This is a genomic window from Blastococcus sp. TF02-09, from assembly GCF_003319105.1.
Classification (GTDB): Bacteria; Actinomycetota; Actinomycetes; order Mycobacteriales; family Geodermatophilaceae; genus Blastococcus.
The window spans coordinates 500331-510896 of record NZ_QOHH01000002.1 but is presented as its reverse complement, the minus strand read 5'-3'; the positions used below and the strand labels follow the sequence as shown (position 1 = coordinate 510896).

Sequence of the window (10566 nt, the reverse complement as noted above, 5' to 3'; positions counted from 1 at the left end):
AGATCGCCCGCTCCCTGAACGGGCGACCCCGCAAGACCCTCAACTGGCTCAAGCCCGTCGAAGTCATCGGCCCTCTACTGTCAGGCGATCAACCAGCGGGTGTTGCATCCGCTCCTTGAATCCACCTGACCTGATCCCAGCGCGTCCACCCTCACCGTGGGACGTGAGGGAGGACGCGCTGCGGTGAGGGAGGACGGGGCGGCTCGCGGCGCGGGCGGGCGGCCATCCCCTCGCTACGGTGTGACGGTGACCACTTCGTGGGTGACCGAGCTCCAGGACGCGCTGGGCGCTGACAGCGTCCTCACCGATCCCGACGTCACCGCCGGGTACGCCCGCGACCAGGCGATGCTCGCTCCTGCCGGCATCCCGGCGGCCGTCGTCCTGCCCCGGAGCACCGAGGACGTCGTCGCGGTCATGCAGGTGGCGACGCGGCACGGCGTCCCGGTCGTCCCGAGGGGCGCCGGCTCGGGGCTGGCCGGCTCCAGCAACGCGGTCGACGGCGCGATCACGCTGGTCATGACCCGGATGAACGCCGTCCTCGAGGTCTCACCCGCCGACCGGCTGGCCGTCGTGCAGCCGGGCGTGGTGAACAAGCACCTGCGCGACGCCGTCGCCAGTTTCGGGCTCTTCTACCCGCCGGACCCCTCCAGCTACGACTGGTGCACGATCGGCGGCAACCTCTCCACCAACTCCGGTGGCCTGTGCTGCGTGAAGTACGGCGTCACGACCGACTACGTGATGGCGCTGGAGGTCGTCCTCGCCGACGGGCGCGTGCTGCGGACCGGGCGGCGCACGGTCAAGGGCGTCGCCGGCTACGACCTACCCCGGCTGTTCGTCGGGTCGGAGGGGACCCTCGGCGTCATCACCGAGGCGACGCTGGCGCTGCGCCCGGCACCGAAGCGCCCGGTCACCCTTGCCGCCTCGTTCGGGACGACGGCGCAGACCGGCCAGGTGGTCGAGCGGGTGGTGACCAGCGGCCTGGTGCCCAGCCTGCTCGAGGTCATGGACAACACCTGCATCTGCGCGGTCGACGACCTGCTCAAGGCCGACCTCGACCGCTCCGCCCACGCGCTGCTGGTCGCGCAGTCGGACACCGGAGGCGCCGTCGCCGTCGAGGAGATCGAGGCCCTCGCACAGCTCTGCCGCGACGCGGGCGCGGACTTCGTGCACACCACCGACGACCCCGCCGAGGGCGACCTGCTGCTCCAGGCCCGCCGCATGGCCCTGCCGGCGCTGGAGCTGCTCGGCACCACGCTGATCGACGACATCGCGGTGCCGCGCTCCCGCATCGCGGACTTCCTCGACGGCTGCGACGCGATCGCCGGGCAGCGCGGGCTCACGGTCGGCGTCGTCGGGCACGCCGGCGACGGCAACATGCACCCGACCATCTGCTTCGACCCCGCCGACGACGGTCAGCGCGAGCGGGCCTTCGCCGCCTTCGACGACATCTGCGAGCTGGGGCTGTCCCTCGGCGGCACGATCACCGGCGAGCACGGGGTGGGCGCGATCAAGGTCGACTGGCTCGAGCGCGAGATCGGCCCCGTGGCGCTGGACGTGCACCGGGCGATCAAGGACGCGCTCGACCCGGACGGCCTGCTCAACCCGGGCAAGGTGTTCCGCAGCGCGTCGGTGCGCGACCTCCCCGCGGTGGCGGAGCTGTCCGGCCGCTGAGCGTCCCGTCAGGCGGGATGGCGGAGCGAGAGCCGGACGGCGTCGATCCACATCGCCTGCGACGGTCCGAGGATGCGCTCGGCCTGATCCAGGGCGATCCAGCTGAAGGCGAAGCGCTGCTCGACCACGGCGCCACCGGATCTCTCTTCCCACTCCCACCGCTCGTGCTGCGGGGGATCGACGAGCCGGAGGTGGAACGCGTGCTGGCTCCGCTCCTCGAGACCCGCCGGCACGGTGCCGGACTCGGAGCGGTCCCAGGCCTCGCCGAGCTTCCGGACGACGACGGCGACGTCGAGACCGGACTCCTCGACGAGCTCCCGGAGGACGGCGTCCTCGGCGGACTCGCCGACGCGGATGCCGCCACCCGGCACCTGGGTTCCCGCATCGACGTCCCGGTGCTCGAACACGAGGAGCCGCCCAGTGGGGTCGGTGACGTAGGCGATCGCCCGCTGGTAGCAGTCCGGATGCCAACCGGCCATCGCCGTCGGGCGCCGAGCACCTCCCACCATCACCTCTCCGTCTCAGCGACATCCTCGACGCGCGCCGTGAGCTGCCAGAAGCGGGCGGTCCGCCGGTAGGGCTCACGCGCGCACAACCGCAGCTCGAGCTCGAGCAGCTGCTCGTAGAAGTCGGGCTCGGCCTTGCGCTCGTCGTCGGCGATCAGGTCCATCACGCACCGGATGCCGAACCGGTGCTCGACGGTGCACCCGGCGTCGGCCAGCGCCTGCTCCACCTCGGCCTCCTCCAGACGCCGCATGGGGTGGTCGAACGTCTGGCTGTGCACGGTGGGCGAGTCGAGGACGGCGAGGGCACCCGCGGCGTCCTGCCGGCGGACCGCGGCCGACAGCACGTCCATCGCCGGGTTCGGTGCCATCACCGACACGATCCCGCCGGGCCGCGCGAGCCCGGCCAGGAACCGCACGGTCGCCGGGACGTCCGCGCGGTAGTGCAGCACGTTGTGGCACAGCACGACGTCGTACGTGGGGAGGCCCTCGCCGGCCCCCGGAACGAGGTCGTCGAGGTCGGCGCGCAGCACCCGGACGCGGTCGGCAACGCCCCGGCTCTCCGCCGCCTGCTGGGCCTGCTCCAGGAGCTCCGGGGCGAAGTCGAGCACCGTGACGTCGTGCCCGTCGCCGGCCAGCGGCAGGCTGTCCGACCCGTCGCCCCCGCCGACGTCGACCACCCGCAGCGGGCCGGGGAGCGCTGCGAGCGCCCGCGCCGTCGTCTCCCGGACGACGGCGTAGCGCAGCCGTCCCCACGGGGACGCCTGCCAGGACGCCCACTCGCCCGCGCGGCCGCCGAACACGCCGGCCGCTGCTCCACCGTCGGTCATCCGGCGACCCTAGGAGACCGCTGACCTGCCGATCGTCGGTACGGGATGACACGCTGTCGCCGTGAGCACCGATCGGCTCGTCGTCATCGGCGGAGACGCCGCCGGGATGTCGGCCGCCGCGCAGGCGCGCCGGCTGCGGCCGGCGGGCGACCTCGACATCGTCGTCCTGGAGCAGGGTCCGGAGATCTCCTACTCCGCCTGCGGAATCCCGTACTGGATCGGCGGCCAGGTCCCCGACCGCGACGCGCTGCTGGCCCGCACCCCGGCGCAGTTCGAGGCCGACGGCATCTCCGTGCAGATGCACGTCCGCGCCGAGGCGATCGACCTGGACGCGGGGGAGGTGCGGGCGGCCGACGGCCGGCGGTACGGCTACGACAACCTGGTCGTCGCCACCGGCGGGCGCCCCGCCCGCCCATCGGTGCCGGGTCTGGACGCCGACGGCGTCTTCGGGGTCCACCGGCTCGCCGACGGCGCCGACATCCGGGCCGCGATCGCGGCGGGCGCGCGGAAGGCCGTCGTCCTCGGCGGTGGCTACATCGGCCTGGAGATGGCCGAGGTGCTGCTGGCCCGCGGGCTGTCGGTCACCGTCGTCCTGGCCGACCCGCTGCCCATGGCCCAGCTCGACGACGACATGGGCGAGCGGATCTGCAAGGCGATGGGCGACATGGGCATCGACGTCCAGGCCGAGCAGCCGGTCCGCGAGATCGAGGTGGGCGCCGACGGCGCGGTCCGGGCCGTGCGCACCGACGCGGGCAGCTACGACGCCGACCTGGTCGTCCTGGGCCTGGGCATGGGCCCGGAGGCCACGCTGGCCCGCGAGGCCGGCCTGCAGATCGGCGTCACCGGCGGCATCGACGTCGCCCACACCCAGCGCAGCCGCTCGCACTCCGAGGTGTTCGCGGCCGGCGACTGCGTGCAGACCTTCCACCGCATCACCGGCGAGGCCATCCACGTCGCGCTCGGCACCCACGCGAACAAGCAGGGCCGGGTCGCGGGCTCGGTGATCGGCGGGCGCGCGGCCCGGTTCGCCGGAGTCCTGGGGACCGGGGTGACGAAGGTCGGCGACCTCGAGGTGGCCCGCACGGGGCTGTGCACCACCCAGGCCGAGCAGGCCGGCTTCGACCACCGGAGCGAGACGATCGAGGCGACGACGCGGGCCGGCTACTACCCGGGCGCCGAGCCGATCACGGTCAAGATCATCACCGAGCGCGGCTCCGGGCTGCTGCTGGGCGCGCAGATCGTCGGCGGGCCGGGCAGCGGCAAGCGCATCGACGTCCTCGCCACCGCGATCTGGGCGGGGATGACCACCGAGGAGCTGGCCGGCTCCGACCTCTCCTACGCCCCGCCGCTCTCGCCGACCTACGACCCGGTCGTCGTCGCCGCGCGGGTGGCCAGCCGGATCGAGACGGGCTGAGCCGTGGGCCAGCTGACCGACAGCGGACCCGGCACCACCGAGGTCCAGGACGCCGACTGGTACGGCGAGGACCTTTCCGGGCGTGAGCACACCGCGGTCCGGTTCTCCGGCGTGGACCTGACCGAGGCCACCGGGGAGGGCGCGGTCTTCACCGACTGCACCTTCGTCGACTGCCGGTTCACCGCCACCCGCTTCACCGATGCCGCCTTCCTGAACTGCTCGTTCACCGGCTGCTCGTTCTTCCAGGCCGAGCTCACCGCGTGCAAGTTCGTCGGCAGCCGGTCCCAGCGGTGCACGTTCGACCTGATGAGCGTCGACAGCGGGGACTGGTCGTTCGTGCTGCTGCCCGGGGCCGACCTCGCCCGCGCCACCCTCGCCGGTGCGCGGATGCGCGAGGCCGACCTCACCGGCGTGCGGGCGGCGGGCGCCACGCTGCGCGGGCTGGACCTCTCCGCGGCCGAGCTGTCGGGCATCGACTTCGCCGGCGCCGACCTCCGCGGCAGCGACCTGAGCGCCCTCGACCCGCGCGACGCCGAGCTCGCCGGCGCGCAGATCGACGTGACCCAGGCGGTCGTGCTGGTCACCACCCTGGGGATGCGGGTCGGCCCCGACGCCCCGGGATGACGGCCGCGGCGCAATACTGATCACGACGTACAGCGCAGTGCATCGCTACGGAGGAGTGCCCCGCATGCCCATCGCGACCCCCGAGGTCTACGCCGACATGATCAGCCGGGCCAAGGAGGGCGGCTTCGCCTACCCGGCGATCAACTGCACCTCGTCGGAGACGATCAACGCGGCCCTGCGGGGCTTCGCCGACGCCGGCAGCGACGGCATCATCCAGTTCTCCACCGGTGGTGCGGAGTTCGGCTCGGGCACCAAGGTCAAGGACATGGTCACCGGCGCGGTGGCGCTGGCCGAGTTCGCGCACGTCGTCGCCGAGAAGTACCCGGTCAACGTCGCGCTGCACACCGACCACTGCCCCAAGGACAAGCTCGACGGCTACGTCCGCCCGCTCATCGCGCTGTCGAAGGACCGCGTCGACGCCGGCCAGGAGCCGCTGTTCCAGTCGCACATGTGGGACGGCTCGGCCATCGAGCTCGGCGAGAACCTCGACATCGCCGAGGAGCTGATGGAGAAGTCCGCGGCCGCCAAGCTCGTCCTCGAGCTGGAGATCGGCATCGTCGGCGGCGAGGAGGACGGCGTCGTCGCCGAGATCAACGAGAAGCTGTACACCGCCGACGGCGACTTCCTGCGCACCGCCCAGAAGCTCGGCCTCGGCGAGCGCGGCGTCTACCTGCTTGCGGCCACCTTCGGCAACGTGCACGGCGTCTACAAGCCCGGCAACGTCAAGCTCCGCCCCGAGATCCTCAAGCAGGGTCAGGACGTCGTCGCGCGGGAGTTCGGCCTGGGCGAGGGAGCCAAGCCGTTCAACCTGGTCTTCCACGGCGGCTCGGGCTCCGCGGAGTCCGAGATCCGCGAGGCGATCTCGTACGGCGTCGTGAAGATGAACGTCGACACCGACACCCAGTACGCCTTCACCCGCCCGATCGCCGGGCACATGTTCAGCAAGTACGACGGCGTGCTCAAGATCGACGGCGAGGTCGGCGACAAGAAGGCCTACGACCCGCGCAGCTACCTCAAGGCCGCCGAGGCCGGCATGGCCGCCCGCGTCGTCGAGGCGTGCGAGCACCTGCTGTCCGCCGGCCAGTCGCAGGGCGCCTGATCATGTCCCACGCGCACGGCAACCTGCTCGGCGAGCCGGACCCCACCCTGCTCCCGGCGAACCCGGAGGCCGACCGCGAGCTGGCCGAAGGCACCCCCGCCGCCGAGGTCGCCGCCCGGCATCCCACGGTGAGCGCCGCGTGGGCGGCCCTGGCCGAGGAGGCGCTGAACCGCACCGAGCGGCTGCTGCCCGACACCATCGAGGCCTACGCGTACGCCCGCACCGGCTACCACCGCGGGCTGGACGCGCTGCGCCGCAACGGCTGGAAGGGCTTCGGGCCCGTGCCGTGGTCGCACGAGCCCAACCGGGGCTTCCTGCGCTGCGTCACGGTGCTGGCCGCGGCCGCCGAGGCCATCGGCGAGCACGACGAGCAGGAGCGCTGCACCCAGCTGCTGCGGGACTGCGACCCCACCCTCGCGCCGTAGACCCCTGCTTCTCCGCGGAAAAGCAGACCGCTTTTCCGCGGAGAAGCCGGGGTCAACGTTCGCCGAGCTCCGGGTGGAGCTCGGTGAGCGCGTCGGTGAGCACGCCCAGCTGGGCGCCGCCGGCCATGAGCGCGGTCAGGCCGTCGGCGTCGACGTCCTCCCGCGTGAGGTTGCCGGCCACCTGGCCGTCGGCCAGCAGCAGGAACCGGTCGCCGATGAGGTGGGCGTATCGCGGGTTGTTGGTGACGACGACGACGGCGAGCCCCTGGGCGCGTGCGGCGAGGATGGCCTGCCCGAACAGCGTCTGACGGGCCACGGTCATCGGCGCCGTCGGCTCGTCGATGACCAGCGCGCTGGCACCGAAGTGCAGCGCCCGGGCCACGGCCAGGCTCTGCCGTTCGCCGGCCAGCAGCCGGCTGGCCGGCTGGTCGGGGTCCAGCCCCGGGATGCCGACCCGCTCCATCGCGCGCGCCGTCGTCGCCCGCGCGGACTCGAGGTCGAGCCGGCGCAGCGGCCACACCCCGCGGGTCGGCTCCGCGCCCAGGAAGAAGTTGCGCCACACCGACAGCAGCGGGGCGACGGCGAGGTCCTCCCAGACGGTGGCGACGCCGGCGGCCCGCGCCGTCCGTGGCGAGCGGAAGCGCACCGCCGTCCCGTCGACCAGCAGCTCGCCCTCGTCGTGCCGGCGCAAGCCGGACAGCAGGGCGACCAGCGTGGACTTGCCCGAGCCGTTCTCGCCGAGGACGCAGCTGATCTCGCCGGCCGGGAAGGTCGCGCTCACCCGCGACAGCGCCGGGACGCTGCCGTGCCGCACCGTGATCCCGCGAAGCTCCAGCCCCCGCGCGCCGCTCCCGGTCACGAGCGGGGCACCCCCTTCAGCCGGTGCCCGACCACGCCGTTGGCGACCAGCGCCACCACCAGCAGGACGCCGAGCAGCGCCTGGAACCAGGGCGGGTCCCAGCCGGCCAGGACGATCCCCTGCCAGGAGACGGCGTACAGGAGCGCGCCGACCGAGGCGCCGAACGCCGAGCCGTACCCGCCGGCGAGCAGGCAGCCGCCCAGCACGGCCACGACGAGGAAGTCCAGGCCGGTGGCCAGGTCGGCGCTGCTCACCTGCACACCGTCCAGGCGGACCAGGCTCAGCGTGCCGATCAGCCACCCCGCGGTGGCGCTCAGGCAGAACAGCGCGACGGTGGTGCGGCGCACCGGCACGCCCAGCTCCCGGGCGGCGGTGCGCGCCCCGCCGCTGGCGAACACCGCGTTGCCGAACCTGGTGCGCCACAGCACCCAGGTCGCCACCGCGGTGACGCCCAGCCACCACAGCAGCGAGACGCGGAACCGGCCGTCGCCGAGCTGGGCGGTGGAGCCGAACACCGCGGCGGCCGACGACCAGCCCGGCGCCTCGTCCAGGCCGTCGATCCGCCCGGAGCCGCCGACGGCGCGCACGCCGGCCAGCGTCGTCCCCTGCAGGACGAGGAACGTCGCCAGCGTGACCAGGAAGCTCGGCAGCCCGGTGTTCACGACCAGCACGCCGTTGACGACGCCGACCAGCAGGGCGCAGGCCAGCGAGGCCAGCAGCGCCGGCCACGTGCCCCAGCCGGCCTGCCCGATGAGCACCGCGGTCACGGCGGCGCTGGACATGGCCAGCACGCCGACCGAGAGGTCGAACTGGCCCGCGACGAGCAGCAGCGCCACCGCGACACCGCCGATGCCGAGGGTGGCCGCGATGTCGAGGACGCCGGCCAGACCACCGGAGGTCAGCAGCTCCGGTGCCCGGACGGCGAAGAACGCGAGCACGAGCGCCAGCACGACGAGCGCCGGGAGGCTCGGCCGGGTCAACGCCTGCCGCAGCACCCGCCCGCCGTCCACGCGGCCCGGGCGCGCGCGGTGCGGAGCCACGGACGAGGACAGGCGGCCGACAGTCACCGGCGGGGTCCGGCGGGATCCGTGGACGACGGCAGCGGGGCCTCCTCGACGAGCGTGTCCCCCAGTGTCCACGACTCAGGCGGCACTTCCGGCTAGGGGTGGAGGAGCCAGCGGACCCGGTCGTCGGCGAACCACGTCCAGCGCTGCACGGCCCGCGGGTACCGGACGCCGTCCCGGATGATCCGCGCCGGGTCGCAGGCGACCTGCAGGGCCCGGCCGCTCGTCCGGCGGGTGGGCCGCAGCGGCAGGGTCATGACCGTGACGCCGATCGTGTCGACGGCGGTCCAGTCGGGGCGGACGTCGATGCGGGTGATCTCGCCGTCGGCGACCCGGATGTCGTCGTGGTGCGCCTGCAGCCCCAGCCGGCGGCTCAGCGACCGGCGCCCGTCGCCGTCGGCCTCGATCCGGCCGTGGTGCAGCAGCACGCCGCCGTGGTCGTCGCGCACGAGAGTGAGCTCCCGCGGGCCACCGGTGCCGATGCCCAGGTCGCGGGCCAGGCCCTGGGAGTCCTTGTCGGCGGCCGGCTCCCAGGACACCGGGACCTCCGCCGTCCGTCCTGCCTTGAGCAGCACGCCGAGCGCCGCGGCCAGCCCCGCCACGGGACCGCGGACCAGCACCGACTCGGCCTCGGCGGCTCCTGCCACGGAGGCCGCGCGCGGGGCCTCCCCGGCTCCCAGGCGCCGCAGATCCAGCTCCACCGAACCCATGCGGATACCCTGCCATCCGACCGGTCCGCCAGCCCCGATGCACCCGAGGAGACCTTTCCCCATGCCCGCAGTCGTGCTGATCGGCGCCCAGTGGGGCGACGAGGGCAAGGGCAAGGCCACCGACCTGCTCGGTGGGCGCGTCCCCTACGTCGTCCGCTACCAGGGCGGCAACAACGCCGGCCACACGGTGATCACCCCGGACGGCGAGAAGTACGCGCTGCACCTGATCCCGTCAGGGATCCTGACGCCGGGCTGCACGCCGGTCATCGGCAACGGCGTCGTCATCGACCCCGAGGTGCTCATCGAGGAGCTCGCCGGCCTGGAGGAGCGGGGCGTGGACACCTCGCGCCTGACCATCTCCTCGGACGCGCACCTGATCATGCCGCACCACCGCGCCCTGGACAAAGTCACCGAGCGCTTCCTGGGCAAGCGGAAGATCGGCACCACCGGCCGCGGCATCGGCCCCGCCTACGGCGACAAGGTGGCCCGCACCGGCATCCGCGTGCAGGACCTGCTGGACCTCTCGATCCTGCGGCAGAAGCTCGAGGGCACGCTGCAGGAGAAGAACCAGATCCTGGTCAAGGTCTACAACCGCAAGGCCATCGACGTCGACGAGGTCGTCGCTGAGTATGCGACGTACGCGGACCAGTTGCGGCACCGGATCGCCGACACCCGCCTGCTGCTGGGCAAGGCGCTGGACGCCGGCGAGTGGGTGCTGCTCGAGGGCTCGCAGGGCACGCTGCTCGATGTCGACCACGGCACGTATCCGTTCGTCACGTCGTCCAACCCGACCGCCGGTGGTGCGGCCGTCGGCGCCGGCGTCGGCCCCACCCGCATCGAGCGGGTGGTCGGCATCCTCAAGGCCTACACGACTCGGGTGGGCTCGGGGCCCTTCCCGACCGAGCTGCACGACCAGTGGGGCGAGTACCTGCGCAAGCAGGGCGGCGAGGTCGGCGTGACCACCGGGCGCGACCGCCGCTGCGGGTGGTTCGACGCCGTCGTCGCCCGGTACGCCAGCCGCGTCAACGGCATCACCGACTACTTCCTCACCAAGCTCGACGTCCTGTCCGGCCTGGAGACGGTGCCGATCTGCGTCGCCTACGACATCGACGGCGTCCGGCACGACGAGATGCCGATGACGCAGACCGACTTCCACCACGCCACGCCGGTCTACGAGGAGATGCCGGGCTGGTTCGAGGACATCCGGCACTGCCGGACCTTCGACGAGCTGCCGGCCAACGCCCAGGCCTACGTGCGCCGGCTCGAGGAGCTGTCCGGTGCGCGCATCAGCGTGATCGGCGTCGGCCCCGGCCGCGAGGAGAACGTGGTCATCCACGACCTGCTGGGCTGAGTTCGCCCGCCGCGGG

Annotated in this window: 11 protein-coding genes; 6 read left to right on the top strand and 5 right to left on the bottom strand. The window is 73.3% G+C overall.

Annotation, left to right across the window (positions count from 1 at the left end):
• The first annotated feature begins 246 nt into the window (after window positions 1-246).
• Window positions 247-1671 (top strand): FAD-linked oxidase C-terminal domain-containing protein, encoded by a 1425-nt coding sequence (locus tag DQ239_RS05020; protein ID WP_113833270.1) that lies wholly within the window; start codon window positions 247-249, stop codon window positions 1669-1671.
• 8 nt (window positions 1672-1679) lie between these two features.
• Here the strand turns inward: DQ239_RS05020 and DQ239_RS05015 are convergent, their stop codons facing one another.
• Window positions 1680-2180: an NUDIX domain-containing protein gene (locus tag DQ239_RS05015; protein ID WP_147252000.1), complete on the bottom strand. Its 501-nt coding sequence runs from the start codon at window positions 2178-2180 to the stop codon at window positions 1680-1682.
• Complete coding sequence (locus tag DQ239_RS05010; protein WP_113833268.1) at window positions 2180-3004, bottom strand: methyltransferase; 825 nt, start codon at window positions 3002-3004, stop codon at window positions 2180-2182. The genes DQ239_RS05015 and DQ239_RS05010 overlap by 1 nt, the downstream gene beginning before the upstream one ends.
• A 61-nt stretch (window positions 3005-3065) precedes the next feature.
• Here DQ239_RS05010 and DQ239_RS05005 point away from each other — a divergent pair, with 61 nt between their 5' ends.
• The 4 genes from DQ239_RS05005 to DQ239_RS04990 all read left to right on the top strand — a co-directional run bounded on the left by DQ239_RS05005 (window position 3066) and on the right by DQ239_RS04990 (window position 6566).
• Window positions 3066-4418 carry an FAD-dependent oxidoreductase gene (locus tag DQ239_RS05005; RefSeq protein ID WP_113833267.1) on the top strand — a complete coding sequence of 451 codons (1353 nt, stop codon included), beginning with the start codon at window positions 3066-3068 and terminating at the stop codon, window positions 4416-4418.
• Window positions 4419-4421: 3 nt separating this feature from the next.
• On the top strand, window positions 4422-5042 hold the full coding sequence (locus DQ239_RS05000; RefSeq protein ID WP_199582631.1) for a pentapeptide repeat-containing protein: 621 nt from the start codon (window positions 4422-4424) through the stop codon (window positions 5040-5042).
• A 64-nt stretch (window positions 5043-5106) separates the two neighbouring features.
• Window positions 5107-6141 (top strand): class II fructose-bisphosphate aldolase, encoded by a 1035-nt coding sequence (gene fbaA, locus DQ239_RS04995; RefSeq protein WP_113833266.1) that lies wholly within the window; start codon window positions 5107-5109, stop codon window positions 6139-6141.
• Window positions 6142-6143: 2 nt separating this feature from the next.
• Window positions 6144-6566, top strand: coding sequence for a DUF3151 domain-containing protein (locus DQ239_RS04990; RefSeq protein ID WP_113833265.1), 423 nt, complete (start codon window positions 6144-6146; stop codon window positions 6564-6566).
• 52 nt (window positions 6567-6618) lie between these two features.
• Here DQ239_RS04990 and DQ239_RS04985 read toward each other — a convergent pair whose 3' ends face one another.
• The 3 genes from DQ239_RS04985 to DQ239_RS04975 form a co-directional block, all read right to left on the bottom strand.
• Window positions 6619-7425 carry an ATP-binding cassette domain-containing protein gene (locus DQ239_RS04985; RefSeq protein WP_113833264.1) on the bottom strand — a complete coding sequence of 269 codons (807 nt, stop codon included), beginning with the start codon at window positions 7423-7425 and terminating at the stop codon, window positions 6619-6621.
• Window positions 7422-8492 carry an ABC transporter permease gene (locus DQ239_RS04980; protein ID WP_233488761.1) on the bottom strand — a complete coding sequence of 357 codons (1071 nt, stop codon included), beginning with the start codon at window positions 8490-8492 and terminating at the stop codon, window positions 7422-7424. The genes DQ239_RS04985 and DQ239_RS04980 overlap by 4 nt, the downstream gene beginning before the upstream one ends.
• Window positions 8493-8584: 92 nt before the next feature.
• Entirely contained in the window at window positions 8585-9199 is a 615-nt protein-coding gene (locus tag DQ239_RS04975; RefSeq protein WP_113833263.1) for a hypothetical protein, read from the bottom strand.
• Window positions 9200-9260: 61 nt separating this feature from the next.
• On the opposite strand from DQ239_RS04975, the gene DQ239_RS04970 reads away from it, so the two are divergent.
• Window positions 9261-10550 (top strand): adenylosuccinate synthase, encoded by a 1290-nt coding sequence (locus DQ239_RS04970; RefSeq protein WP_113833262.1) that lies wholly within the window; start codon window positions 9261-9263, stop codon window positions 10548-10550.
• Window positions 10551-10566: the final 16 nt, after the last annotated feature.

What these genes read in the sequence shown, in the direction of transcription:
- DQ239_RS05015 (WP_147252000.1), bottom strand. Translation starts at nt 2,180, where the DNA reads ATGGTGGGAGGTGCTCGGCGCCCGACGGCGATGGCCGGTTGGCATCCG.
- DQ239_RS05010 (WP_113833268.1), bottom strand. Translation starts at nt 3,004, where the DNA reads ATGACCGACGGTGGAGCAGCGGCCGGCGTGTTCGGCGGCCGCGCGGGC.
- fbaA (WP_113833266.1), top strand. Translation starts at nt 5,107, where the DNA reads ATGCCCATCGCGACCCCCGAGGTCTACGCCGACATGATCAGCCGGGCC.
- DQ239_RS04990 (WP_113833265.1), top strand. Translation starts at nt 6,144, where the DNA reads ATGTCCCACGCGCACGGCAACCTGCTCGGCGAGCCGGACCCCACCCTG.
- DQ239_RS04975 (WP_113833263.1), bottom strand. Translation starts at nt 9,199, where the DNA reads ATGGGTTCGGTGGAGCTGGATCTGCGGCGCCTGGGAGCCGGGGAGGCC.
- DQ239_RS04970 (WP_113833262.1), top strand. Translation starts at nt 9,261, where the DNA reads ATGCCCGCAGTCGTGCTGATCGGCGCCCAGTGGGGCGACGAGGGCAAG.